This window comes from Nakamurella alba, assembly GCF_009707545.1.
GTDB lineage: Bacteria > Actinomycetota > Actinomycetes > Mycobacteriales > Nakamurellaceae > Nakamurella > Nakamurella alba.
The window spans coordinates 650,608-676,544 of sequence record NZ_WLYK01000005.1 but is presented as its reverse complement, the minus strand read 5'-3'; the positions used below and the strand labels follow the sequence as shown (position 1 = coordinate 676,544).

Annotated in this window: 22 protein-coding genes; 12 read left to right on the top strand and 10 right to left on the bottom strand. The window is 71.8% G+C overall.

From position 1 onward, the window contains the following. Position 1 precedes the first annotated feature (1 nt). Both GIS00_RS15100 and GIS00_RS15095 read right to left on the bottom strand, forming a co-directional pair. Positions 2-865, bottom strand: a complete 864-nt coding sequence (locus tag GIS00_RS15100; protein ID WP_154769217.1) for a hypothetical protein — start codon at positions 863-865, stop codon at positions 2-4. Between the two features lie 172 nt (positions 866-1,037). Beyond that, entirely contained in the window at positions 1,038-2,492 is a 1,455-nt protein-coding gene (locus GIS00_RS15095; protein ID WP_154769216.1) for a glucose-6-phosphate dehydrogenase, read from the bottom strand. Between the two features lie 22 nt (positions 2,493-2,514). Between GIS00_RS15095 and GIS00_RS15090 the strand changes: the two genes are divergently transcribed. The 3 genes from GIS00_RS15090 to GIS00_RS15080 all read left to right on the top strand — a co-directional run bounded on the left by GIS00_RS15090 (position 2,515) and on the right by GIS00_RS15080 (position 4,202). Beyond that, positions 2,515-2,673 (top strand): hypothetical protein, encoded by a 159-nt coding sequence (locus GIS00_RS15090; RefSeq protein WP_154769215.1) that lies wholly within the window; start codon positions 2,515-2,517, stop codon positions 2,671-2,673. A 198-nt stretch (positions 2,674-2,871) separates the two neighbouring features. Next, positions 2,872-3,255, top strand: coding sequence for an ArsR/SmtB family transcription factor (locus tag GIS00_RS15085; protein ID WP_407666871.1), 384 nt, complete (start codon positions 2,872-2,874; stop codon positions 3,253-3,255). Further along, entirely contained in the window at positions 3,252-4,202 is a 951-nt protein-coding gene (locus GIS00_RS15080; RefSeq protein ID WP_154769214.1) for an SRPBCC domain-containing protein, read from the top strand. The genes GIS00_RS15085 and GIS00_RS15080 overlap by 4 nt, the downstream gene beginning before the upstream one ends. A 313-nt stretch (positions 4,203-4,515) precedes the next feature. Here the strand turns inward: GIS00_RS15080 and GIS00_RS15075 are convergent, their stop codons facing one another. Further along, positions 4,516-5,799, bottom strand: coding sequence for a M20/M25/M40 family metallo-hydrolase (locus GIS00_RS15075; protein WP_154769213.1), 1,284 nt, complete (start codon positions 5,797-5,799; stop codon positions 4,516-4,518). Positions 5,800-5,912: 113 nt separating this feature from the next. On the opposite strand from GIS00_RS15075, the gene GIS00_RS29005 reads away from it, so the two are divergent. After that, entirely contained in the window at positions 5,913-6,836 is a 924-nt protein-coding gene (locus GIS00_RS29005; protein ID WP_322097981.1) for an AEC family transporter, read from the top strand. 279 nt (positions 6,837-7,115) lie between these two features. Then, positions 7,116-7,574, top strand: coding sequence for a hypothetical protein (locus GIS00_RS15065; RefSeq protein ID WP_154769212.1), 459 nt, complete (start codon positions 7,116-7,118; stop codon positions 7,572-7,574). 370 nt (positions 7,575-7,944) lie between these two features. Here the strand turns inward: GIS00_RS15065 and GIS00_RS15060 are convergent, their stop codons facing one another. The 6 genes from GIS00_RS15060 to GIS00_RS15035 all read right to left on the bottom strand — a co-directional run bounded on the left by GIS00_RS15060 (position 7,945) and on the right by GIS00_RS15035 (position 11,145). Further along, positions 7,945-8,493, bottom strand: a complete 549-nt coding sequence (locus GIS00_RS15060; protein ID WP_154769211.1) for an SRPBCC domain-containing protein — start codon at positions 8,491-8,493, stop codon at positions 7,945-7,947. Beyond that, positions 8,490-8,831, bottom strand: a complete 342-nt coding sequence (locus GIS00_RS15055) for an ArsR/SmtB family transcription factor (RefSeq protein WP_154769210.1) — start codon at positions 8,829-8,831, stop codon at positions 8,490-8,492. Before GIS00_RS15055 ends, GIS00_RS15060 begins: the two co-directional genes overlap by 4 nt. Before the next feature lie 525 nt (positions 8,832-9,356). After that, a complete protein-coding gene (locus tag GIS00_RS15050; protein WP_154769209.1) occupies positions 9,357-9,647 on the bottom strand; it encodes a hypothetical protein in 291 nt (96 codons plus the stop codon). A 198-nt stretch (positions 9,648-9,845) separates the two neighbouring features. After that, a complete protein-coding gene (locus GIS00_RS15045; protein WP_154769208.1) occupies positions 9,846-10,055 on the bottom strand; it encodes a hypothetical protein in 210 nt (69 codons plus the stop codon). Beyond that, on the bottom strand, positions 10,052-10,846 hold the full coding sequence (locus GIS00_RS15040; RefSeq protein WP_154769207.1) for a hypothetical protein: 795 nt from the start codon (positions 10,844-10,846) through the stop codon (positions 10,052-10,054). Before GIS00_RS15040 ends, GIS00_RS15045 begins: the two co-directional genes overlap by 4 nt. Beyond that, the gene (locus GIS00_RS15035; RefSeq protein WP_154769206.1) at positions 10,843-11,145 is read right to left on the bottom strand and encodes a hypothetical protein; all 303 of its coding nucleotides are present in this window, start codon (positions 11,143-11,145) and stop codon (positions 10,843-10,845) included. Before GIS00_RS15035 ends, GIS00_RS15040 begins: the two co-directional genes overlap by 4 nt. Positions 11,146-11,325: 180 nt before the next feature. Here GIS00_RS15035 and GIS00_RS15030 point away from each other — a divergent pair, with 180 nt between their 5' ends. The 5 genes from GIS00_RS15030 to GIS00_RS15010 all read left to right on the top strand — a co-directional run bounded on the left by GIS00_RS15030 (position 11,326) and on the right by GIS00_RS15010 (position 18,623). Next, complete coding sequence (locus tag GIS00_RS15030; RefSeq protein WP_154769205.1) at positions 11,326-12,144, top strand: hypothetical protein; 819 nt, start codon at positions 11,326-11,328, stop codon at positions 12,142-12,144. 267 nt (positions 12,145-12,411) lie between these two features. After that, positions 12,412-12,747, top strand: coding sequence for a WXG100 family type VII secretion target (locus tag GIS00_RS15025; protein ID WP_154769204.1), 336 nt, complete (start codon positions 12,412-12,414; stop codon positions 12,745-12,747). A 144-nt stretch (positions 12,748-12,891) separates the two neighbouring features. Continuing rightward, on the top strand, positions 12,892-13,191 hold the full coding sequence (locus tag GIS00_RS15020; protein WP_154769203.1) for a WXG100 family type VII secretion target: 300 nt from the start codon (positions 12,892-12,894) through the stop codon (positions 13,189-13,191). Positions 13,192-13,416: 225 nt separating this feature from the next. After that, positions 13,417-18,033, top strand: coding sequence for a DUF6531 domain-containing protein (locus GIS00_RS15015; protein WP_154769202.1), 4,617 nt, complete (start codon positions 13,417-13,419; stop codon positions 18,031-18,033). Then, positions 18,030-18,623, top strand: coding sequence for a hypothetical protein (locus GIS00_RS15010; protein WP_154769201.1), 594 nt, complete (start codon positions 18,030-18,032; stop codon positions 18,621-18,623). Before GIS00_RS15015 ends, GIS00_RS15010 begins: the two co-directional genes overlap by 4 nt. Positions 18,624-18,791: 168 nt before the next feature. On the opposite strand, the gene eccCa is transcribed toward GIS00_RS15010, so the two are convergent. Continuing rightward, positions 18,792-22,943: a type VII secretion protein EccCa gene (gene eccCa, locus GIS00_RS15005; protein WP_154769200.1), complete on the bottom strand. Its 4,152-nt coding sequence runs from the start codon at positions 22,941-22,943 to the stop codon at positions 18,792-18,794. A 161-nt stretch (positions 22,944-23,104) separates the two neighbouring features. On the opposite strand from eccCa, the gene eccD reads away from it, so the two are divergent. Together eccD and GIS00_RS14995 are read left to right on the top strand one after the other, a co-directional pair. Beyond that, positions 23,105-24,478, top strand: coding sequence for a type VII secretion integral membrane protein EccD (gene eccD / locus GIS00_RS15000; RefSeq protein ID WP_196073291.1), 1,374 nt, complete (start codon positions 23,105-23,107; stop codon positions 24,476-24,478). A 130-nt stretch (positions 24,479-24,608) separates the two neighbouring features. Beyond that, entirely contained in the window at positions 24,609-25,937 is a 1,329-nt protein-coding gene (locus tag GIS00_RS14995) for a ferredoxin reductase family protein (RefSeq protein WP_154769198.1), read from the top strand.

The window sequence follows — 25,937 nt, the reverse complement described above, 5'->3', positions numbered from 1 at the left end:
CTCATTCCACCCAGGGCACGGCCGAGCCCCCGAGGCCCAGCACCGTGCCGCCGAGCCGCCGTCCCGGATCGGCCGGGGTCACCACGCAGGTGGCCAGCGAGTTGCGGCTGTGCGTCAGACCCTGCTCCGGGCGATCGGCGCCGCCGAAACCGTAGGCCAGCGCTCTGATCTCGAGCTGCCCGCCACGGGTCGGGTCGTCTGCGACGGTGAGGATCCGGGCCAGTGCCAGGCAGTCCGCGTCCAGCACCGCCTGGGTGACGGCCTCGTCGGCGGTCGACCGGTTGCCGAGCGTCTCCAACCCGTGCGGGACGGCGCAGCTGATGGTGCCCGACTCCAGCAGGTCCTCGGCCGAGGCGGCGCAGAGTGCGAACGGCGACGGCGGCCGCCCGCCGGCGAAGGCGTTCCGCACCGACCCGGAGTAGCGCAGCGTCTGCGACGTCGACGCCGGCGGGCGGACCGCGCAGCCGACCCAGCGCTGCCCCGCGGCGCGCTGGCCGGGATCCGGCCCGAACACCACGGTCCCGGCGGCCAGCCGCACCACCCACCCGTCGACCCGGTACACGCTGGCCGGCAGTCCGAGATAGCCGGTGAGATCGGCCCAGCACGGCAGCGGGTCGACCGAGATGTCGTGCACACCGACGATCTCGCCGATCTGGCCGCCGTCGCACGGTCCCACCCGCGCCGACGGGTACGGCTGCCGGCCGCTCGGCGACAGGTCGAGCAGGCACTGACCGGCGGCCGGCCGCGGCGCGGGCGGTGCGAGAGTCGCCGTGCCCTGCACCCGACGGCCGAGCACCCCGGGGACCACCAGCGCGGCGAGCAGCACGAGTGCCACCACGGTCACCCCGATGCGCCGCCGGTCCATCCTGCCGAGGATAGGCCTCGGCGGCGCCGACCAGCAGTGCACCGGACGTCGGATCCCCGTCGACGATCCGACAGGCACCGCCCGCCCGGTGCGGGCTCACCGCCTGCATCGCCGGCATGCAACGGCCCGGCCGCAGGTTGCCTGGCGCCGGACCACCCGGCCCGGGGGCAGCTCAGCTGTCGAACTGCGCTGCCACCCAACCGATCCCGTCGGTGAGCGCATCACCTTCGGCCGGACCGTCGCTGCCGACGGCGTAGCGGATCGGCGTCGGCGGGGCATCGATGATCGGCGCCGCGGCCCGCCACGCCTGCTCGAGCCCGGCACCGGTGGTGAAGAGGCTGCGGTCGCCCAAGGTCACGTCGTGCAGCAGTGCGACATAGGGCGGCAGCGGGTCCGAGTCGGGCACGTCGTCCAGCGACAGCCGCATGGTCTGGCGGACGGTGTCCAGCCCGGGCCCGGGCTTCTTCAGCACGAGCGACAGCTCGATCTCCCCGTCGCCGGCGAGGGAGAAGCTCAGCTCGCCGGCGTGCAGCGGGACCCCGTCCAGCGGCCCGTCCGGCTCCTTGAGGATCAACGTGACCCGTTGCTCCGACTTCGCCAGCTGCTTGCCGCTGCGCAGCACGAACGGGACGTCGCGCCAGCGGTCGGTGTCGACCCACAGCCGGGCGGCGGCATAGGTCTCGGTGGTCGACCCCTCCCGCACCTCCGGCAGGTCCAGGTAGCCCTCGACCTGACCGAACACCACGTCCTCGGACCGGAGCGGCCGGAATGCCGCGATGACCGACTCACGCGCATCCTGCAGGTCCGCCGCGGAGAACGAGACCGGTGGCTCCATGGCGATCTCGGCCGCGACCTGGAACAGGTGCGTGGCCACCATGTCGCGGAACGCCCCGGTCGCGTCGTAGAAGGCGGCGCGGTCGGCGACGTCGAGGGTCTCCGGGACGTCGATCTGCACCTGCGCCACGTGCCGGTTGTTCCAGATGGACGCCACCAGGGTGTTGGCGAACCGCAGCACGTGCAGGTCCTGCGTCGCCTCCTTGCCGAGGAAATGATCGATCCGGTAGACCTGGCTCTCGTCCATCGCGGCGTGCACCCGGTCGTCGAGCTCCTGGAAGCTCTGCGGTGATGTGCCGTAGGGCTTCTCGTAGACGACCCTGGCCCGGGTGAGCAGGTCGTGCGCCTTGAGCCCGTCGGTCAGCGGACCGAATGCCACCGGCGGCACCGCGAGATAGTGGATGTAGCGGGCATTGTCGCCGACCTGGTGGCGGACGGTGTCGATGACGTCGAGCAGGCTGCCCGGGTCGGTGTCGTCGAAACCGCCTCCCGCGAAACGCAACCGGCCGGCGAAGGCCGACCACTCCTGCTCGTCGAGCTGCACCCCGGTGCCCTCGACCGCTCCGCGCACGTCGCCCTGGAAGTCCTCGTGCGACACGTCCCCGCGACCGTTGCCGATCAGCACCCAGTGCGCCGGCATCAGGCCGCGCCGGTAGAGCTCGTAGTAGGCCGGCAGCACCATCCGGTGCGCGAGATCGCCGGTCGCCCCGAAGAGCACGAAGATCGTCGGTTCCTGGTCCGGCTCGTCGGTGCCGGGGCCGGGTCCGACGGGGGTGACCTCGGGGGTGCTCATGCCTGCGCCTCACTTCCGGTGGGTGGGGACCCACGCTCGCCACGTCCAGCGGTTCATCACTGCGCACCGTTACCCGGCGAGCACCACCGGTAGTACATCAGCACGCCCGTCTCCCGCCGAGCCCGGCATCACCCGGGACGCCGACCACGCCGCGATCTCCACGGAGATCAACGGCATCTGATGACGGGGCGCGCAGCGACAGATGGGATCGACGAGCAGCGAGTGGGGATCGAAGAGCAGTCGACGGCGATCGCCGCGCCTCGGGCAGGGATCGCGACGCCGACGGTGAAGATCGCCACCGCACCCTTGCGACGGTCGCCCACCATCGCTAGCATTTCACCGTTCGGTTAATTAACCGAACGGTTCAATATGAAAGAGGATCGTGTCCGACCGACTCAGCGTCACCTTCGCCGCACTCGCCGACCCCACCCGGCGGGCGATCCTCGCCCGGCTCGCGTCGGGCGAGGCGACCGTGACCGAGTTGGCGGCACCGTTCCGGATGAGCCTGCCCGCCGTCTCCAAACATCTGAAGGTGCTGGAGCACGCCGGGCTGATCAGCCGGGGACGGTCCGCCCAGTGGCGCCCGTGCCGATTGGAGGCCGCTCCGCTGCTCGCCGCCGACGACTGGCTCGAGCAGTACCGCCGGCACTGGTCGGAGAGCTTCGACCGGCTCGGCGAGCACTTCGGCCAGGCCGGCCCGGACGCCTCCGGAGAACCCACACCGAGAACCACATCGCACCAGCAGGAAGGACCATCGTCATGACCCTGCTCGAACCCGACACCGCCGACCGCACCATCACCCTGGTCCGGCACTTCCCGGTCCCGCCCGCCGGGGTGTACGCGGCCTGGACCGAACCGGACCAGCTCGCCCGCTGGATGGGACCGCGCGGCTACGAGCTCGATCCGGAGACCGCGCAGATCGACGTGCGGGTGGGCGGCGGCTGGTCCGGCGCTCTCGTCGGTCCGGACGGCACCCGCTTCCCCACCGCGGGCCGGTACCTGGTTCTCGAGCCGCCGGCACGGATCGTCTTCGACTGGCAGGACCCGTCCGGCGCCGACGAGGCACCCACCTCCTCCCGGGTGACCGTGACCTTCGCGCCGTCCGCAGACGGCACCGAAATGACCTTCGTGCTGCTGGCCCCCGGACCGCTGTCCGGCGAGGACACCGCACGGCAGGGCTGGGACCAGACCTTCGACCGGCTGGCCGGGCTGCTCGACCCGATGACCCTGCCGCAGGGTGACACCGGTTTGCTGGACACCGATGTCGCGCAGCGCCTGCTGCACTCGACGGAGTTGGCCCGGGTCGCCTACGTGGCACCCGACGGCACCCCGCGACTGTTCCCGGTGCTGTTCCTCTTCCGCGACGGCGAGGTCGTCTTCAGCACCTTCGGTGGCGCCGCGAAGATCGAGGGGATCCGCCGCAGCCGGGCGATCGCGATCACCATCGACACCGCCGGTCAGCCGCCGGAGATGTTGCAGCTGCGGGGCGACGCGGTCGTCACGACCACCGACGGCGTCGAGCCCGACTACATCGCCGCGCACCGCCGGTACTCCGGCGACGAGGCGGCCGAGGCCGTGCGAGCGGACATCGACAAGCCCGGACTCGTCATGGCGCGCATCGCACTCCGCCCGACCTGGGTCGGCGTCGTCGACTTCGTCCGCCGCTTCCCCGGCGGCGCGACCGCCGAGGAGTTCGCGAACAAGGGGTGATCTGAACGGGACATGGCGGCCTGGCTGGACATGGCGAGCTGGCGCTCGCGGGTCGCTCGTCCTGTCAGGGATCCCGCGTCCTGCGCTTCCCGCACTCTGAACATGGCGGCCTGGCGGCCGCGGGTCGTTCGTCTTTGAAGGGATCCCGCGGTTCTGCGCTTCTTGCACTCTGAACATGGCGGCCTGGCGGCCGCGGGTCGTTCGTCTTTGAAGGGATCCCGCGGTTCTGCGCTTCTCGCACTCTGCTCGTACCTCGCGCCGTGCTGCGATGCTCGACCGCACGATCCCGACGAGCGACCGGACATGGCAAGCTTCAGCTCGTGGGGTGAGAACAACTTCGCACCGCCAGTAGGGCGAGACCTCTTGCGACCATGAAGACCTCGTCCAGCTGCACCTGCTCGCGTGGGGCGTGGGCGAAGCGGGCGTCACCCGGGCCCCAGTGCAGGGTGGGGATGCCGCCGAGGCCGGTGTAGAGGCGGAGGTCGCTGCCGTAGGGCGCGGCGGCGGTGGGCGGGCGGACGCCGCCGGAGACGTCCGCCGCGGCATCGGCGACGGCCCGGACGAACTCGTGGTCGTCGTCGATCGCACCGCTGGCGAACTGCCCACCCGGCCAGCTGATCACGACCGGGTGATCGGCCAGCCAGGGGTCGGCGGCGCACACCGCGGCGATCGCCTGCTCGAACTCGCGTCGCGCGTCCGCCGGGTCCTCGCCGATCCGGACCCCGTAGCGGCCCTCCGCGATCAGCAGGTCGGGCACACTGCTGGCCCAGTCACCGGTCCGCACCCGCCCGATCGAGATCGGGTAGGGCAGCGGGTTGTCGGCGAACCGCGGGTCGGGCGCAGTGTTCCTGGCCGCCTCCAACTGCGCGAGCGCCCGGTGCACCGGCAGGAACGCGTCGAAGGCGTTGACTCCCTCCAGTCGGGTGCTGCCGTGCGCGGCGCGCCCCGGACACCGCAGTTCGAAGGTCAGTGCGCCGGCGTTCGCGGTGACCAGCCGGCCGGAGGTCGGCTCGCTGATCACCGCGGCGGCACCCCGGTGTCCGCGGATCAGGGTGGCGAAGGCACCGAGCCCGCCGTCCTCCTCACTGATCACCGAGTGCACGGCCAGCGGTCGCTCGAGCCGCACCCCGGAGGTCAGCAGCGCCCGCACCGCAGCCATGTTCGCGACCGCTCCGGCCTTCATGTCGCAGGCCCCGCGACCGTGCAGCACGTCGCCCCCCGTGGTCCCCCCGATCCGGGCGTCGAACGGCGCGTGCTCCCACTTCCCCGGATCACCGATCGGCACCACGTCGACGTGGTGCTGCAGCACCAGCGCAGGCTCACCCTGGCCGGTGGTGGCCACCACCCCGTAGGCCTCGGTGCGGTCGGTCTCGTCACCGGGGAAGTCCGGGTGCCGGCGGGTCTGCTCCACGTCGATCGACCACAGGTCCACGTCCATCCCCAGAGCGGCCAGCTCGGCGGCCTGCCGGTGCTGCAGCTCGGACTCCGCCGCAGTACCGGTCACGCTGGGCACTCGCACCTCGGCGACCAGCGCATCCACGATCCACTGCTCGTCGATGGCCGCCAGCACCCTGGCCTCGGCCGCTGTGATCTGCATCCGGAAAGGCTACGAGGGCCCGTTGTGCGGCTGCGACCGCCACGAGCGGGCGCACACTCTTCCGGGGCAACAGGGTCCGGGCAACCGGCGGGCAGCGGTCAGGAAGTGGTGCGGTGTCCGGTGTGATCACCGGTTTCGCGATCATCGCGGTGGTCATCGGCGTCGGGTACGTGACCCGGCGGACCGGGCTGCTGGGCCCTCAGGTCGGGCCGGCCCTCAACCGGGTGGCGTTCTACATCGCCGTCCCGGCGCTGCTGTTCATGGTGCTCGGCCGCGCCGACATCCGGTTGCTGTTCTCCTCGTTCCTGCTGGTCAACCTGCTCAGCGCCGTGCTCGCGGCCGTCCTGTACGTCGTCGCCTCACGGATCTGGTTCCAGCAGAAGCTCCCGGAGACGGTGATCGGCGCCTCGGCGTCGTCGTACGTGAACTCCAACAACATCGGCCTGCCGGTGGCGGTCTACGTGCTCGGCGACCCGCAATGGGTGGCCCCGACGCTGCTGCTGCAGCTGCTGCTGCTCTCCCCGGTGATCCTCGGGACGCTGGACATCTCCACGTCCGGCCGGGTGTCGCGCCGCCAGCTGCTGACCCAGCCGATCCGGAACCCGCTGATCATCGCCTCGCTGCTCGGTGTGGTGGTCGCCGCCACCGGCATCACCCTGCCGGAGGTCGTCACGGCACCGCTGGACATCCTCGGCGGCGCAGCCATCCCGCTGGTGCTGATGGCCTTCGGCATGAGCCTGCACGGCGGGCGTCCGCTGCGACCGGGACCCGAGCGGGTGCCGACGATCGTGGCCTCCGTGCTGAAGTCCCTGGTCATGCCGGTGCTGGCCTGGGCCCTGGCCGCACTGGTGTTCAAGCTCGACCCGGTGACCGTCCGCGCCGTCACCGTCACCGCCGCCCTGCCGACCGCGCAGAACATCTACAACTTCGCCGCCCACTACGAGCGGGGCGCCGTGCAGGCCCGGGACGCCGGCCTGATCACCACCGTCGCGGCCGTCCCGGTGCTGATCCTGATCTCGCTACTGCTACCGATGTAGCGCGGCGTGATCGAGCCGGGGGATCCGGTGACCGTGCGTAGGTCCCTCCGGTAGGCACGGGTGTCCCTCGTCAGCGCAGAGCAGGCACGTCGGTGGGGCACGCGGACACCCTCGGTGATCACTCGCAGACCCCGCTCACCCACCGGGGGGCACTTGCCGCGTGGAAGAGCGTCACCCCTGTTCCCGCAGGTCGCAGGCTCATAACCTGGATACCGAACACGAAGTGATGCGCGATTGCCGATCGGGGGGCAGTCCGCCGGACGAGAAGGACGACCACGGATGACGCTGCTCCTGGCCATCGTGATCGCACTCCCCTGCCTGCTGATCGGCGCCGTTGCCGGCTACTCCCGGGGTGTACGCGATCTGAACGCCGTCGACGACGCCCGCACCATGCTGCCCGCGCAGCGTGCCCCGGAGCTGCGGCTGGTCGACGACCTGCCGTCGATGTACGGGCTGCAGGCCGCTGCCTACGAGTACTTCACCGAGCGGCAGATCATCTCCGGCGACTCCGACACCGTCGAGATCCAGCTGCGCGAGGTCGACATCCAGCTCTACCCGACGGCCCTGCAGTCGTTCCTGGACCAGCTCGGCTTCCCGTCCTCGGTGCTGGACCGGATGGCCCGCACCCGCACCCTCGACGGCTTCGGCACCGCCGACGGCATGGGCTGCACGGTCAGCTGGACCTACCGCCTCGACGGCGCGATCCTGCTCGACTTCCAGTCCAAGGTCGCTGCCTGACAGCTGCGCCGGCCGGCCCGTTCCACCTCCGTCCTTCGCCGCACCGGACCTCGGTGCCGCCGCCCTTCTCCCTCGTCTCCTCTCACCGGCCCCGACGGGTGCGGGTCGTCCCGGGACCCGGGTCGGTCGGGTCGCTCACCCTTCGCGCCTGAACCCCCGGGAGCGACGTGACGGGACCGGTCGTGCGGCCCGAGTGATCGGTGCCGTCCGGCCGCGGAAATCGCGGCGGAACGGCGCGGCTCGGCGAGGCGGCGGTCGGCGGGTGCCGGGTCGCGGAGCCCCAAACCCCGATCGACGAGATCGACCCCTGACCGGCCGTGTTCCACGTGGAACACGGTCGGTCCTCGTCGGAGCGGAGGCGGCGACGGATTCAGTCGGACATGCGAGAACCGGTCTCCAGCAACGACTTCAGATCGCTCAACGTCCAGGCGTGACCACCACCGGCGCCGTACTCCTCGTACGCCCCACCGACGATCAGGGCCAGCTGCGGTGCGCCGGCCAGTTCGTGGACCATCGTCAGCGAGCACATCCCGCCCGGTCGTTCGACGATCTCATAGGTGACGGTGGTGAATGCCTCGCCGGCCGTCCCGGGATCCATCAGCATGTGGAACGAGTGCACCAGCCGATGCGGCGCATCCACCTCGAGCACCTCGCCCTCGATGATGATCTCCGGCAGGTCGTTGCCACGGGCGAGCGCACCCGCCCGGAACTCCTTGGAGGCCCGCACCTCGTAATGTCCGCCCGGCCGGAGGTCCATGTCGACGTAGCCGCCGAAACCCCATCGTGCGGTCCAGTTGCGATCGGTGAGGGCGGTCCAGATCGCCTCCGCGGAGGCCTTGATGTAGATCTTGTAGACCTGGGTGGTCGCGGCGTCGGTGCCGCTGCCGGGCGAGCCTGAGGTTGTGGTGCTGCTGGTCATGACGGTTCCTCCAGGTGGGCTTTGAGATCGAGGAGCGCGGAAGCTGTTCCGCTGGTGAACTTGTCGAGCCAGCGGTCGTGGATCTGCCGGATCGGCACGGGGTTGAGGTAGTGCAGCTTCTCCCGCCCGGACCGCCGGGTGACCACCAGACCGGCGTCCTCCAGCAGACGCAGGTGCTTGGCCACCCCGAACCGGGTCATCTCCGTCCCGGACTCGAGGTCTCCGAGCGTGCGGCCGTCGCGCTCGAAGAGCCGGTCCAACAGGAGACGGCGGGTGGGATCGGCGAGCGCCTTGAACACCAGGCCGTCGTCGGTCACGCATTCAAGATAGGTGACCATATGGTCACATGTCTAGCGGAGATCTCCATTGGTTCTCTCCTACGCACGCCGCAGCGTGACGCCGTGGCGCATGGTCGGTGCTCGCCGGCCCGCACCGCGATCACTGTCGGCCTGGGACATCAGGGACCGGAACCATCGCCCTGCGACGGAAAGGGTCCCCATTCAGGAACCACCCGCGGACATTGTGCAGCCGCGGCGGCGACAACAGCGGACCCGCCCCGCTGCCCCATCGGCGACGAGCCCTTCGGCGGCTGGCACCGTAGGAATCGAGGACCGCAACCATCGCCCCGCGACCGAGAAGGTCCCCGATCCTGAGCCGCGCACCCGGAAGTCGGACCACCGTTAGGCGTCACCAACAGCGGACTTCGCCACACCGCCCATCGGCATCGGACGGGGCGCTGCCGCCGCACGGATCGGGGACCGTAACCATCGCCCAGCGACGGAAAAGGTCCCCGATCCGGAGCCGCGCATCGGCCGTCCGACGATCGTTGGGTACCAACAACAGCGAACCTCGCCACACCGCCATCAGCATCGAACGGTGCGCTGCCGCGCCGAAGGAATCGGGGACCGAAACCATCGCCCAGCGACGGAAAAAGTCCCCGATCCGACACCGATCCGGAGCGCCCAGTGGCGGGGCAACCGTTGGGTGCCAACAACAGCGAACCTCGCCACGCCGCCCATCGGCATCGGCATCGCCATCGGCATCGGCATCGGCATCGCCATCGCCATCGCCATCGGCATCGGCATCGGCATCGGCATCGGCATCGGCATCGAACGGTGCGCTGCCGCGCCGAAGGAATCGGGGACCGGAACCATCGCTCCCCGACGGAAAAGGTCCCCGATCCGGAGCCGCGCCCGGACGTCGGACAACCGTTGGGCGTCAACAACAGCGGGCCGCGCCGGTGCACCATTGACGACGAGCCTGGCCCAGCTGTCGGGGGCCCTGACACAGCTGCCCGAACGGTATCGAGCCCCGGTCGCGCCGAGCCCACCAGCGCCCGGTCGCGCCGAGCCCTATCGGGCGTCGAGCATCGCTCCGACCCTGGTCCCGACGGCCACGGCGATCACGATGACCACCGCGATGATCACGCTGCCGATGACAGCCCCCAGCGGCTTGCGCAGGTCCCGCGGACCGCGGTCCCGGCCGTGCAGCAGCAGGGCCAACGCGGTCGCGGTACGGGTGGCGTGCGCCTGCAGGATGATCCGGGCCCGGGTGCTGGTCACGACGCCGCTCCCGGCCGCTCGGCCACCGGGGCCCCGATCGCCCGCTCCACCATCGGCTCTCCCGGCCCGCCGGCGTCCGGAACCGCGCCGGCAAGGTCCGACCCGGCCTCGCCCGAGCCGTCACCAGCCGGCTCGACACCGTCCACGGCGACACCATCCGAGCCGTCCGCATCCGTTGCGGTGCGCCGGATCCCGGCCGCCATCTCGCGGACGAGGGCTTCCAGCCGGGGCGTCAGTTCGTCGAACGCCGACGAGGTCGACAGCACGGCGGTCCACGTGGTCCCGGCGAAGGGGAGGAAGATCTGCAGGTTGGTGAGCGCGGCGATGGTCGCGGTGCCGGGTACCACCATGGTGCTGCGGTCCCGGTGCAGCAACGCCGGCCCGCTCGCGGTGCCGATCTCGGTGGTGGTGCCCGACCGGCTCAGCACGTCCTGCACCCGGCCGAGGGTGGCCGGCCGCTCGTCACCGGCGAAGGCGACATGGATCCCCGCACTGAACGCGGTGCCGGCCTTCAGCCGCCCGACGGTCACCAGGTTGAGCGCGCTGCCCGCGCGCTGGCAGTCGGCGACCAGGTCCTCCAGCACCGACAGCACCCCGCGACGTTCGGCCGCCGGCAGCTTCCCGCCGCCGAACGAGGTACGCACCAACTCCTCCGCGCTGCGCTGCCAGGTCGCGGGATTCGTGTCCAGTAGCGACCACTCGGCCGGCAGCCGCATCCACAACGGGAACGGCGGCCGGGGCGCGGCCGGGTCGAGCTCGACGTGCTCGGCCGGCAGTTCTCCGATCCTCACGCCGACGTCGCACCCGGGTTCATCGCGTCGGCCAGCGCCTGGTCCAGACCCTGCGACATGTCGCCGATCTGGGTGGTGAGTTCGCCGTAGCCGCCGATGCTCTCGCCGAGCTTGTCGACGCTGGCCTCCCACTCGTCGCGGAAATCGCCGAGGGCGTTGCTGATGTCGCCCTGGTCGCCGCTGAGCCCGGACACGTCGTAGGAGCCCTTCGACGACGAGGACACCGTCTCACTGATCCCGGTGAGATTGGACCCGAGGCTCTGCAGCGTCGCGTACGGGTACTTCGCATAGTCGGTCATCGTCACGTCTCCCTTCCGGCGGCACCCCGACAGCGCCACCCGACCCGTGGGGACGCTACCCCCGCCGCCGCTCCCGCGGGGCAGGTCGACGGAACTGTGTGGACAACTCCCCCGGGGCACCCACGACCGCACCGACGCAGGGCAGGATGGGACGCAACCAGCGAACGGCGACGAGAGGCGGTGGAGCACGTGCAGACCAAATGGGCCGCGGTGACCCGCGCCGCGATCGACCCGGCGCTGGCCCTGCACGTGGACGACTTCACCGCCGCTGTCGACGATCTCCGCCGACCACGGCCCGGACCGCTGCGCACCGTTGCGGTCCTCGGCGCCGGACAGGGGTCCGGACGCAGCACGGTGGCGGCGCTGATCGGGCTCGCATGGTCGGGCTGGACCCGGCGTCGCGTGGTGCTGCTGGACGCCGGCGGACCGGCCCCGGCGGGATCCCGGTCCGTCGGCGAGCTGCTCGCCGGGACCGGTTCGCCCGGCCGGTGGGACCGGCTGCTGGCCCACCCTCGCGGCGCCCCGCTGCCGCGCGCCGTCCTGCGGACGGCACTGACCCCGGACACCGCGATCCCGGTGCTCGCACTCCCGCCCGGTAGCGCACCCGTGGCTCCCCAGCAGCTCGAACACACGCTGCAGGCCCTGCCGCACCGGGCCGACCTGGTCGTCGTCGACGGCCCGGCCGGGGTCGGCGCACCCGTCCTGCACGGCATCCTGCGCGTCGCCGACCATCTGGTGCTCACCGCCCGGGCCGACGACGACGCGGCGCGATCGATCGAGGTGCTCCGGGACCGGATCGCCCGCACCCCGGGGCGGGACCGGCCGGTCGGGCTGTCGGTGGTACTGGTCGGTGGGCGCGCCTCGACCGCACGTGCGTTCCGGGCCCCGGTCCCGACCCATCACCTCCGCCGTTCGGCGGCGCTGTCCGGCGGACGCCTCGACAACCTCGCGCGGCGTGACCTGGTGACCGCGCTCCGTATCGCGTCCGCCGCCGGCTGAGCACGCACTGGCGCGCCGCACAGTCACTGCACAGCAACGCCTCTCGTAGCACATCCGACCCATGCACAACCGGCGATCCGGACAGATGTGGACAAACACGCCTCCACAAGGACTTTCATCCCCCGTGCGGGCGACGAACGCTGGGCCGAACGGGGAGTTCTGCACCGTTGTGGACAACTCCCGACGCGGAACACCCTCGCGGGGTTAGTGTCTGCCCGGAGCCGGCCGTCGGGGCCGACCACCGCAACCGAGATCGGGGTGAGGGACATGGGTCCGAAGTTCGCGGTACGCGAGGATTCGGTCAACAAGCACGCATCGAACCTGGAGACGGCCGAGTCGTCGATGAATGCGCAGGCACAGGCGTTCATCTCGGCCATCGAGGACCTGCCCTCGGAGTGGCAGGGCACCTCGTACACGTCCTGGGAGGCGCTGACCGCCGCCTGGAACGCGGCGATGAAGGACCTGAACTCCGCACTGGCGTCCATCAAGGGCAACGTCAAGAACGCCGGCGGCCTGTACGACCAGTACGAGCAGCAGCAGACCGACGAGATGAACGCCACCATGAGCGGCGCCTCGTGGGAGTCGGCCAAGTTCAACTGGTGACCCGGCGCGCCGGGGGGCGCACACGGTCAGCAGTACCGGACGCCCGGTGACCTGGGCGAACGATCTCCAGAAACTTCTCCGGCGTGCCGGGAACCGATCGGCTCCCGGCTGCGTCGCAGATCCGTAGCGGAAGGAAGTACAGGCATGGGTGCAGGAGTGTTCTCGTACAACGAGGCGACCGCGGAGGCCGCCGCCGGCGACCTGGCGTCGGTCATCTCGGGCCTCGAGTCGTCGCTGAGCGACCTCGGCGGCTTCGTGACCAGCGTGAAGTCGTCGTGGGACGGCGACGAGATGGAGGTGTACGCGGGGATCCAGTCCAAGTGGGACTCCGCCGCCACCACCGTCCAGGAGATCCTCACCGCCGTGAACTCGGCGCTGGGCAAGAACACCTCGTCCGTCAAGGACATGCGCGGTCAGGTGCGCGGCGCGCTGTCCGCGCACTGATCGGGCCGCCGCCCCGGTCGCGAGAGCGCGGGTGCGGCACACGGCCGTCGCGGACGGCCGACGAGACCTCCGACGTCATCAGGGTTCCAGGGGTGGGACCGACGTCGGCAGGACAGCGGTACCAGGGGGCGGGTCGGTGCGTGCACCGGTCCGCCCCCGAGCATGTCGTGCGCCGACGAGCGCACGGTCGGGGTGGCACCTTCACCGGTGCCCGGTGCGAAAGCGGTGAGCAGGTTGGGAGATCCGTTCGTCCTCGGTGGTTCGCCGGGTGAAATCCGTTCCTCGGCAACGAAGTGGAGCGGGTTCTCCACCGACACGTCGACCGCGGCCTCGGACATCCGCGGCCTGGACTCCAGCGAGTTCGTCGGCGACGAGGCCGACACCTACCGCTCGCAGATGTCCGACGACCTCCCGCCGAACCTGGAGACCACCAGCGAGGCGTGGTCGATGGTCGCCTCCGCACTCACCACCTACGCCGACACGCTGGAGTCCCTGCAGTCGCAGCTGTCGAGCCTGGCGGCGGACCGGGACGAGCAGAGCGATGCGGTCTCCGGCGCACAGACCGCCGTCTCGCACGCGCAGACCGCGGATTCCCAGCACGCCACCGCGCAGGCCGAGGCGGAGAAGCTGCTCAAGCCCGGCGAGACCATGCCGACGGACACCTACCAACCGCAGACCTCCGGTGCCACCGCGGATCTCAGCGCGAAGCAGGCGGCACTGCAAGGCACCATCGACGCCGCCAACGGCATCCAGAGCAAGCACCGCAGCGCGGTGGACACCTGCGTCTCGAAGATCAACGAGGCGAAGGGGATGCGTTTCGAGGATCCGCCGGGTTGGTTCGACTCGCTGTGCTCGAACGTCGGCGACTGGATCGCCGAGCACGCCGACGTGCTCACCGCCATCTCCTCCGTCCTCAAGACCATCTCCGGCATCGCCGGCGTGCTGGCCCTGATCCCCGGGCTCGCGCCGATCATGGGACCCATCGCCCTGGTCACCGGCGCCGCGGCCATCGGTATCGACGTGGCCGTCAAACTGGCCACCGGTGAGGGCTCCTGGACCCAGATCGGGCTGGACGCACTGGGACTGATACCCGGGGTGCGTGCCGCGAAGATCGCCATGGGCGCCGACATCGCCGTCACCTCCTACCAGGTCGCCACCGGCGAGGCCTCACCCGCGGACCTGGCCATGGTGGTCGGACTCGGCGCGTTGGGTGCCCGCGGCGGTCGCGGCGGTCGCGGCGGGCGGGCCGGCGACACCGGTGCCGGATCCCCCACGACGCGGACCCCGCTGGGCGACCGCACCGCCTGCGGCGATCCGATCGATGTCGTGTCCGGCGACATGCTACTGTCGCACACCGATCTCACCCTCCCCGGGGTACTGCCGCTGGTCCTGCGCCGCACCCACCTCAGTTCGTACCGCTGGGGCGGCGGTTTCGGCCCCTCCTGGGCGTCCACGCTGGACCAGCGCCTGGTCCGCGGCGCCGGCGACGATCTGCTCTTCCTCACCGAGGACGGCGGTGCGCTGCTCTTCGAGGACGCGCTCACGCTGACCGAGGGTGAGAGCCGGATCGCGCGCTGGGGGATCCGGCGCTGGGCGCTGACCCGGCTACGTGACGGCTGGGACCTCACCGACCCGATCGAGCTGGTCACCCGCCGGCTGGCCGACCTCGACGACGCGGGCGACGGCCGGATCGAGCACATCAGGGATGCCCACGACAACCGCATCGTCTTCGGCTACGGCGACACCGGTGTGCTGCAGCGGATCTCGCACACCGGTGGGTACCAGCTGCTGATCGAATCGGACCGGGGCCGGTTCACCGGGCTGTCGCTCGCCGATCCGGCCGCACCGGACGGCATGACCCGGGTGCTGAGCTACGGCCACGGCCTGCGCGGGCTCGCCTCGATCGTCAACTCCTCCGGCCTGCCGCTCCGGCTGCACTACGACGACCAGGCCCGCATCGTCCGCTGGGACGACCGCAACGGCATCTGGTACGAGTACCTCTACGACGAGCAGTCCCGCTGCATCCGCACCGCGGGCCGCGGCCGGGTGCTGTCGTACGCGTTCTCGTACGGGCTCGGCCGCACCACCGTCACCGATTCCACCGGCGCGGTCAGCGTCTACGAGTTCAACGAGGACGGGCAGATCACCCGTGTCGTCGACCCGCTGCACCGCATCACCTCCTACCTGCGGGACAGCTTCGACCGACTGCTGATGCGGACCGACGCCGAGGGCCGCACCACCCAGTTCGTGCTCGACGACCTCGGCCGCATGCTCGAGGTGGTGCACCCGGACGGGTCGACGGTGCGGATCGAACGTGACGCACACGGCCGTCCGGTCCGGACCACCGATGCCGAGGGTCAGCACCACCTCAGCGCTTTCGACAAGAACGGCTCGCTGATCAGCGAGACCACACCGGCCGGGGCGACGTCGATCTCCGAGTACGCGCCCACCGGCGCGGTGTCCGCGGCGATCAACGCGCTCGGCGACCGGGTGGAGATCGACACCGACGCGGCAGGGCGCATCGTGGCGGTCACCGATGCCCTCGGCCGCACCAGCAGCTACGCCTACGACGCCTTCGGCCGGCAGGTGCTGCTGGTCGACCCGGCCGGCGCCCGCACCGTCACCGAGTGGTCTGTGGAAGGTCGGCCGCTACGCCGGACCGGACCCGATGGCGCGCAATGGGTCTGGGCATGGGATCCGGAGGGCAACCTGCTGTCCCGGACCGACCCGGCGCAGGGCCGGACCGAGTACGAGAACGGGATCTTCGACCTGCCGGTCAGCCGGACCGATCCGTCCGGTGCCCGGTACCTGTTCGCCTACGACACCGAGTTGCGACTGACCACCGTCACCGACCCGGCCGGTCGGCGCTGGCGGTACGTCTACGACGCCGCCGGTCAGGTGGTGGCCGAGACCGACTTCGACGGACGCACGGTCGGCTACACCCACGACGCCGTCGGCCGGCCCACGGCACTCACCGACGCCCGTGGCGAGACCACCGGTTTCGCCTACGATCTCGCCGGCGACCTGGTCTCCCGCTCCACCTCCGCCGGCACCGTGCACTACCGCTACGACCGACGGGGCAGCCTGATCGGGGCCGATTCCGGGTCCGTCACCGTCGCACTGACCCGGGACCCGGCAGGCCGGGTGATCGCGGAGACGGTGAACGGCCGCACGGTCGCCTCGACATTCGACGCCGCGGGTCGCCGCACCGGTACCACCCTGCCCTCCGGCCGCACCAGCACCCGGGTGCGGGACGCCACCGGGCGCACCGTGGCCCTCGGCACCGCCGGCCGCGAGATCCGATTCGGGATCGACGATGCCGGACGTGAGACCCGGCGGGAGTTCGACGCCGGCGCGGTGCTCGACAGCAGCTACGACATCGCCGGGCGGCGGACCGCGCAGGCAGCCGGCCGGCACGGCGATGCCTCCGGCGGCCCGGAGATGCTCACCGCGCGGGAGTTCCGCTACCGCGCCGACGGCACGCCGACCGGTGTCCACGACCGGATCACCGGGGTGGCCCGGGACTACCTGCTCGACCCGGCCGGCCGGGTGCAGCGGGTGGACGCCGCGGGCTGGACCGAGGGTTACCGGTACGACGGTGCCGGCAACATCACCGATCTCGCCTTTTCGATGTCCGCGGGAGCGATGCCCGTCCCGGACGGACTGATGGACGCGGGCGGCACCCGCGAGTACGACGGCACGCGTGTCGTGCGCTCCGGGCGGCATCGCTACGCCTACGACGCCGACGGCCGGCTGGTCAGCCGGAGCACCACCCGGCTGTCCGCCAAGCCCGCCGTCACCCACTTCGACTACGACGCCGAGGACCGGCTGGTCGGGGTGCGGCCCACGGACGGCAGCACCTGGACCTACACCTACGACATGTTCGGCCGCCGGCTGTCCAAGCAGCAGCGCGGGGTCGACGGCACCGACGGCGCCCGCACCGAGTTCGTCTGGGACGGTCCGACGCTGGTCGAGCAGATCAGCACAGCTGCCGACGGCACGGTGACAGTCACCGGGTGGGACTACGCGGACGACGGCCTGGTACCGGTCGCGCAGCACATCGCCCGCGGCGGGTCCGACGAGTTCGACGCCGTGGTGACCGATCCGGTGGGGACCCCCACCGAACTGGTCGCCGAGGACGGCCGCTCGATCCGCTGGCGGGCACCGCAGGCCACCCTGTGGGGCAGTCCGCTCGTCCCGGACCCCACGACCGACCCGGACCGGCCGAACTGCCCGATCCGTTTCGCCGGCCAGTACGCCGATCCGGAGTCGGGGCTGAACTACAACCGGTACCGCTACTACGACCCGGAGACGGCGCGGTTCACCACGCCCGACCCGATGGGCCTGCAACCCGCGCCGGATCCGCACCGCTACGTCGACAACCCGCTCCGCGAGGTCGATCCCAGTGGTCTCAAGTGTCAGGACGTGGCCGCCGGGCTGCAGACCCGCGCGGCCGACCTGCAGTCGCAGCGGGAGCGTCCCTGGCTGGTCCGCAACGGCACTACCGCGGTCGTCCAGGTCCGGCACACCGAGACCGGCGAGGTGCGGACGCTGATCGCCACCGAGGCGCCGACCATGCCGCGCACCTGGGAGGGTCAGCTGCGGGACGGCGAGCAGTACGTCGACGGGGTCGGGCACGCCGAGCAGACCATCCTGTCGCACCTCGACGGATCACCGGAGTGGTCACCGACCGCCGGTGGCACCTCCCGCAACGTCTGCGAGTCGACCTGTGCGCCGCTGATCACGGGCAGCGGCGGGCAGACCGGCGGTCCGACGTTCCCCGGCGTCACCACCGGCGAGCTTGCGAAGACACCGCACCGCATGTTCTGGTGGCCCTCATGACCGAGACGCCCACCCCCGACCTCGATCTGAGTGCGCTGGACCGGCCGCGGCTGGCCGCCTACGCCCTGGCCTGCGCGACGCACCTGCAGCCGCTGGTCCGTGGCTGGGCCTCGCCGGCCACCGCCGCCGCGGTCGACGACTGGCTGCAGCGGCTCTGGGCCGGTCTGGGCGCCGGCGACGGTGCGGGCGTCGGTGCGGTCGATGCGGCGGCGGCCGAGCAGGTGGACGCCGAGGTGAACGAGGCCGACGAGGCGGACGCCGACGACAGCAACAGCCCGGCCTACTACGCGATGCGGGCGATCAGCGCGATCTCCTACGCGGCGACCGCACAGTACGGCGAGGATGCGGTCGAGGCCGCCGGCTGGGCCTCCGACGAGGCGGTGGACCTGTTGGCCGACCTGGACGTCACCCTCGCCTCCACGCCGCCGCTGGCCGAGGTCGAGGCCGCCGCGCAGGCCGAGGCCTATGCGCTCGTCTCGGCCGACCCGTTCGACCCCGCGCAGGTGCGCGCCGCCGCCGAGGCCGCCCGCATCCGCGACGTCCTCACCGCCGCGGTCCCCGCCTACGCCGCCGCCCGCGGCTGGAACTGACCCGCCGCACCACCCTGGTGCGCGCGCACGGGCCGAGCGGCCAGGCAGTAGCGTCCTGCAACCGGTGAGCTATACCTCACTGGATGCAGGACGCTGTCGCGCGAGACCTTGTGTGCGTCCGTGCATCTGGTCGCTATTGCAGCCACTTCCACGGACGCAACGCGTGTCTCAGGAGGGTTCGGGGAGGTAGCCGAGCTGGAGCAACTGAGGCTTGCGGCCCCGGCGCACCAGCGTGCCGCGGCCGGTGGGCTGCACGGAGAGGTGGACGCCGGGGAAGATCGCGCCCTCCTGTCGGTCACCGGAGAGCAGCAGGCCGGTGGCGCCGACCTCCCGCAGCCGTTGCAGCACCGGCTCGTACAGCGCCCGGCCGGCACCACCGGACCGACGGCACAGCACCATGTGGAAGCCGATGTCCCGCGCCTGCGGCAGGAACTCGAGGAACGGCGCCAGCGGTCCCGGTCCGCCGGAGGCCAGCAGGTCGTAGTCGTCCACCAGTACGTAGATCTCCGGACCCTTCCACCACGACCGGGATCGCAGCTGGGCCGCGGTCACGTCGTCCGGGGGCAGCCGCTTGCGCAGTTCCCCGGCCACACCGCCCGCCATGCCCGCCGCCGCCGCAGCGGTGCCGGCATAGGCGCCGAGGTAGTCCTCCGGCACCACGTCCAGCAGGGTGCGGCGGATGTCGAACACCGCGAACACCACCTCGTCGTCGGTGCGGCGCGCGATCAGGTCGGAGACCAGCAGCCGCAGGAACGACGTCTTGCCGCTCTCCGCATCGCCCAGCAACAGGATGTGCCGGTCGGCGCCGTCGGTGTCCAGCTCCACCGGTTTCAGCTCGGTCTCGTCGACACCGATGACGACGCCGGCCCGCTCACCGGCCCGGACCCGCAGCTCGGCCTGGTCGACCAGGGTGGGCAGCATCCGGATGGCCGGCACCGGCGCGCCCGGCCACGCCGCCGCGATGTCCGCGACAAGCTGCTCGGTGGCCGATGCCGAGGTACCGCCGACCGCGCCGGCAGCACCCGATCCGTCCCCGCCCGGCACGGCCCGCGAGACCTCCGCTGTCGCCGAGAGATCCGACACGGCGCCGGGATCCGCTCCGACACCACCCGCCAGCTCCGGCAGGCACACCTGCACCTGCAGGGCGTCGGCGACCAGCGCGCGGCCGGGGGTGTCGGCGCGCAGGTTGGCCGCGGCCTTGCGGGAGACGGTGGAGTCGCCGGGATCGTTGACCCGCAGCTCGACCTTGCTGCCCAGTGCCGCCTGCAGCTGCATCCGGATGTCCGCCCAGCGGCCGGAGGTCAGCACCAGGTGGATGCCGTACCCGGGCCCGCGGGTGGCCAGGTCGAGCAGCAGGTCGGCGAGGTCCTCGAAGTCGGAGCGCAGCACCGGGTAGTTGTCCACGACCAGCACGATGTCGGCGACGTCGAGCTCGTGCAGCCGCCCGGCCCGGAACCGGTCCCGCATCTCCTCCACCGAGTCGATCCCCCAGCGGGAGAACAGCTGCTCGCGCTCGGCCAGCGCGGTCGCGACCTCGGCGATGGTGCGGCGCACCCTGTCGGCGTCCATCCGCGGCGCCACCCCCGCGACGTGCGGCAGACCCTCCAGCACCCGCAACGAACCGCCACCCAGATCGACGCAGTAGAAGGAGATCTCGCCGGGTTGGTGGGTCAGTGCCGCGGAGATGACCATGGACCGCAGCAGCACCGACTTGCCGCTCTGCGGCGCACCGAGGATCGCCAGATGACCACCGGAGGCACCGAGGTCCAGCACGTACGGCTCCTGCCGCTGGTCCGCCGGCCGGTCCAGCAGGCCGATCGGGATCCGCAGACCGCCGAACCGGCCGACGCCCGGCAGCGACGCGCCGAACCGCAGGCCCAGCACCGGATCCGGGACCACCGGGCCGGCCACCTCGTCCAACGGCAGCCGGGACGGCAGCGGCGGCAGCCAGATCTGCGCGACCCGGTTCCCGGCCTCCGCGAGCCGGCGGACGGCGACGTCCAGCACGCTCGGCGCCAGCACGTCCTCCGCGACGACCGGGGCCGCCGGCCGGGCGGCCTCCTGCTCGGCGCCGACCGCCGCCAGGTACGCCGCCGTGTCGTTGAACAGCGGGAAAGGTGCTGCCACCGGCGCAATGTCGATCTCGGTCTCGCCGGTCACCGGCGGCGTGTAGACCCCGGAGACGTAGGCGGCCTTGAACCGCTGGAACACCGTGGTGTCGACCTTCAGGTAGCCCGATCCCGGGATGGGCGGCAGTTCGTAGGCGTCCGGCACCCCGAGCACCGACCGGGACTCGTTGACGTTGAAGGTGCGCAGGCCCAGTCGGTACGACAGGAACGACTCTAGCCCGCGCAGCCGGCCCTCCTCCAGCCGCTGCGAGGCCAGGAGCAGGTGCACGCCGATCGACCGGCCGATCCGGCCGATGGCCAGGAACAGTTCGATGAAATCCGGTTTGGCGGTGAGCAACTCGCCGAACTCGTCGATCACCACGAACAGGTTCGGCAGTGGCTCCATCGGCTCGCCCGCATCCCGTCGCCGGTTGTACTCGGTGACGTTCGGCAGGTTGCCGGCCGCGGCCAGCACCTGCTGGCGGCGCTTCATCTCACCGAACAACGCGTCGTGCAGCCGGTCGACCAGCCCGGTGTCGTCGGACAGGTTGGAGATCATCGCCGCGCAATGCGGCAGGTCCTCCAGGCCGGCGAAGGTGGCGCCGCCCTTGTAGTCCACGAGCACCATCGCCAACCGCTCCGGCGGGTGACTCATCGCCAGCGACAGCACCACGGTGCGCAGCACCTCGGACTTGCCCGACCCGGTGGCGCCGACACACAGGCCGTGCGGCCCCATCCCGCCGAGCGCCGGCTCCTTGATGTCCAGGTGCACCCGCTCCCCCGACGGTCCGAGACCAAAAGGCACACGAAGGAAGTCGGGCAACGACCGGGGCCGCCAGGTCGCCGCGACGTCGAAGTCGCCGGGATCCTGCACACCCACCAGATCGCCCAGCGAGAGGGTGCCGGCGAGCGGCTCGTCCGGCCCGCGCTCCTCCACCAGCCGGACCGCGGTCAGCTCCCGGACCAGCCCGTCCAGCACCCCGTCGGCGATCTCGTCGGGCACCCCCGCGGCGGCGCCGACCGCACGCACCCGCGCCGCCTGCACGTCGTCGTGGTCGTCCGGCGGGCGCAGGTCCTGCACCTGCACCCCGCCGTCGCCGACGGTCAGCCGGACGTCGACCAGGCGCGGTTCCAGGTGCGGGGACGGGACGAGAGTCAGCACGTGCACGCCGATCCCGGCCGGGTCGAGATCGGCGGGGATGCCGGACAGCGGGTCGGCGGCGGTACCGGCCAGCCCGTCGACCAGCAGCACCAGGGCCGGACCGAAGCGGGACGGATCACCCTGCCGGGACCGCAGCGTCCGGGTGGCTTCACCGACCCGGCGGGCGATCTCGGGTCCGATCGTCGCCATCAGTTCCTCGGGCCGCGCGGCTGCCAGCCGCGCCGGGGCCACCCCGTCCACCTCCTCGGTGGACAGTGCGTGCGGCAGCCATTTCAGCCGGTCCAGCCAGCGGCTGCCCGACCGCGGGACGCAGGCCAGCAGCCGCACCTCCTCCGGGCCGTGCAGGGTGACCAGCTGGGCCAGGGCCGCGGTCATCACCCGGCGGACCTCGGCCGGCGCCCCGACCACGCTGACCCGGCCCGAGATCGGCAGTCCGATCGGCATCCCGCCGACCATCCGGTCCCGTTCCACGATCCGGTGCACGGCGGCGGCGGTGACGATGTCCGGTTCCGCCAACGGATCCCGCACCGGTGTCGCGGCCACACGGGACCACAGCGGGGCCGGACCGGTGCCCACCCGCACCACCAGGAAGTCCGGGTCACCCGGGCGGCGTTCCCAGATCCGGGCCGGATCCCTGGCGATCTCGGGCAGCAGGTCCGGATCGGGGTGGTGCAGCAGCGCCGCATCCCGCTGCCGCGCCGTCGAGTCCGACAGGTCGCCACGCACCCGGTCCAGGTGGTCGAGGTAGCGCCGGCGCAGATCGGCCGCCTTGCGCGCGGCGCCGGTGCGCTGGCCGACGAACATCGCCAGCGCGCCGAGGATGGTGGCCCCGAGCATGATGCCGCCGGCGATCAACATCACCGGGTTCCTGTTCGACACGATCATGATCAGCGAGCCGGCGCCGCCCATCACCGGCATCAGGATCTGCATCGCGCCCTGGATGCTGCCGCCGGTCTCCGGCGGGGTCGGCGGCGGGATCAGCTGCACCGGGGCGGGGCGGTACTGCTCGGTCCGCGTCCGCGCCGGCCGGTGGATCACCCGCTGCGACATCCCACTCCTCCGTCCTGTACGCGTACCACGGCACCCCGACACCGATGCCTTCACCAGGGATTCCCGGCGATCCCCCGCACCACCCGAAAGGCCCCGCCTACACTACGGCGGGCCTGTCCGGGAGGGGCGGGATCGGCCGATCAGGGACCAGGAGGTGGCCGGTGGGAACACGGTTCACCCGGGTGACCGTGGTCGGCGAGCACGCCCAGCTCGATGTGTCGCTGCCGGCCGACGCCCCGCTGGGCGGTCAGATGCCCACGGTGCTGCGACTGCTGTCGGTCCCCGCCGCCGCGACCCCGGTCCGCTGGCGCCTGGTCACCCCGGCGATCGGGGCGCTGTCCCCCGAGCGCTCGCTGGACGAGCTCGGCGTCCTCGACGGCACCGTCCTGCACCTCACCGAAGCGGACGCCGCGCCGCCACCGCCGTTCGTCGACGACGTCGAACGCGCCGTCGCCGAGATCGTCGGCGAGCAGACGCCGCCCTGGTCCGGCACCGCGCGCCGCACCGCGGTGGGCTGGCTGCTGCTCCCGGTGCTGCTCGCCACCGTGCTGCTGGGCGCCGCCTCCACCGGCACCGTCGGCTGGCTGGCGCCCGCGGTCGGCGCGGTCGCCGCGCTGCTGGCCGGCGCCCTGCTGCCGGGGAGCGGTGGCCTGGCCGCGGTGCTGATCTCCCCGCTCGCCGCCGTCGGCGTGGTCTACGGGATCGCCGCCGGACGGCCGGGGTTCGGCGAGGGCACCGCGGTCCCGGCCTCACTGATCACCCCGTCACTGAACTGGGACGGGTTTCCGCTGGTCCCGTTGCTGGCCGCGGCCGTCGGCGGGCTGCTGGCCGCGGTGGCCCGACGGTCGCTGGGGGCGATGGTGGCCGGTGCGGTGATCGTCGTCGCCGGATCCCTGGCGCTGCTCTGTGAGCGGTTCGGCATGCCGGCCGAGCGCACCGCCGCCCTCGGTCTGGTGCTGGCCGTGCTGATCAGCGGCGTCGCCGGCCAGCTGGCGTTGGGTGGGGCCGGGCTGGTCGACCTGATAGTCGCCGACGAACGAGGGGTCAGGTTGCCCCGCGCCCGGGTCGCCGAGGCGGTCGCCCGCGGGACCTCGCTGGCCACCGGCGCGGTGGCCGGCGCGACGGTCACCGGCGGCCTCTCCGTCCTGCTGCTGATGGGCGGAACCGCTGCGGCGGGCTGGTTCTCGCCGGCCCTGGGCGCGCTCGGCGGCCTGGTGTTCGCCCTGCGGTCCCGCATGTTCAGCCGGGCCGCGCACGTGGCACCGATGATCGCCGTGCCGGTGGCCGCGGCCGTCGGCGCGTGTCTCGCGCTGCCCGGCTGGCTGCCGGAGAGCGGCGGGGTCGCGGTGCTCGGCGGTCTCGTGCTGGTCGGCGTGGTGGTCGCCGCCGCCGGTCTCGGCCGGCTGACCGACGTCGCCGGCGCGCGGGCGTCACGGGTGCTCGACCGGGTCGAACTGCTCGCCGTGCTGGCCCTGGTGCCCGGCGTGGTGCTGATCTTCGGGGTGATCTCGCTGGTGCAACGGTGGGTCGGGTGACACGTCCGGCGGACCACATGCCCCGGCCGGCCGACCGGATGGCCTAGATTGAGCCGGGCCAGGAGAGCCGTTCCCTGCGTCCATCCGTCCGGGCCGCCCGCCGGCTCCTGGCCACCCGGAGCGTGAGCCCGTGCGTCATCCCGTGCGAGCCGTCGTCTGGTCCCTCGTCTACGTGCTGCTGGCGATCGCACCACTGCCGCTGAGTCTGGTGAACCTGGATCCGGGACGCGGGTTCTGGGTCAACCTGTCGGTGGCGCTCGGCTTCGTCGGGCTGTCGCTGATGGGTCTGCAGTTCGTGCTGGCCGCCCGGTTCGTCCGCGCCACCACCACCTTCGGCATCGACGTCGTGCTGCAGGTGCACCGGCAGATGACCTGGATCATCACCCTCTGCGTGCTGGCCCACCCGATCGTGCTGTTCGTCTGGGACTCCCGGTTCCTGTCGCTGCTCGACGTCGTGCACGCCCCGTGGCGCGCCAAGTTCGCCGTGCTGTCGGTGGTGCTGCTGCTGGTGCTGATCGCGACATCCGTGTGGCGGCGCCGGATCCGGCTGTCCTACCAGGCCTGGCAGGTGCTGCACGCGGCGCTGGCGACCGGGATCGTGATAGCCGCCCTGGTCCACGTGCTGATGATCGGCTACTACGTCGACCAGCCCTGGGAGCGCGGTCTGTGGATCGCCTACTCCGCGGCCTTCGTCGGGATCGGTGCGTGGGTGCGGGTGATCAAGCCGGTGCTCCGCTGGCGGCGGCGCTGGGAGGTCGTCTCCGTGCGCGAGCAGCCCGGGCCCGGGCACACCATCCGGATGCGTCCGCTGCACTCGAACGGCAAGCACAACAAGGGTTTCCGGTTCGAGCCCGGTCAGTTCGCCTGGATCAACGTGGGCCGGTCACCGTTCTCGATCGAGTACCACCCGTTCTCCATCTCGTCCTCGGCCGAGCAGCACGAGTATCTCGAATTCACGATCAAGACAGAGGCGAACTTCACCCAGCGGGTGCACTGGTTCACCCCGGGCGAGACCGTCTACCTGGACGGGCCGTGGGGGCACTTCACCATGCAGCGGCACGAGGGACCGGGCTTCGTCTTCATCGGCGGCGGCGTCGGGATCACCCCGCTGCTCTCGATGCTGTCCACCCTGGCCGACCGCGGCGACCGCCGGCCCTGCTGGGCCGTCGTCGGCAACCGCTACGAGCACCAGATGATCGGCCGCGACGAGCTCGAGGAGCTCGCGCAGCGGATGGAACTCACGGTGGTGCAGACACTCTCGGCACCCGACGGGTCCTGGACCGGCCGCAAGGGCCGGATCGATGCGACGCTCCTCGACGACGTGCTGCCCGCCGACCGGCACCGGTTGCAGTACTTCCTCTGCGGGTCCAACGCGATGATGGACGGCGCCGAGGCCGCTCTCGACCAGCTGGGCGTGCCGCGGTCCCAGGTCCACTCCGAGCGATTCGCGATGGCCTGA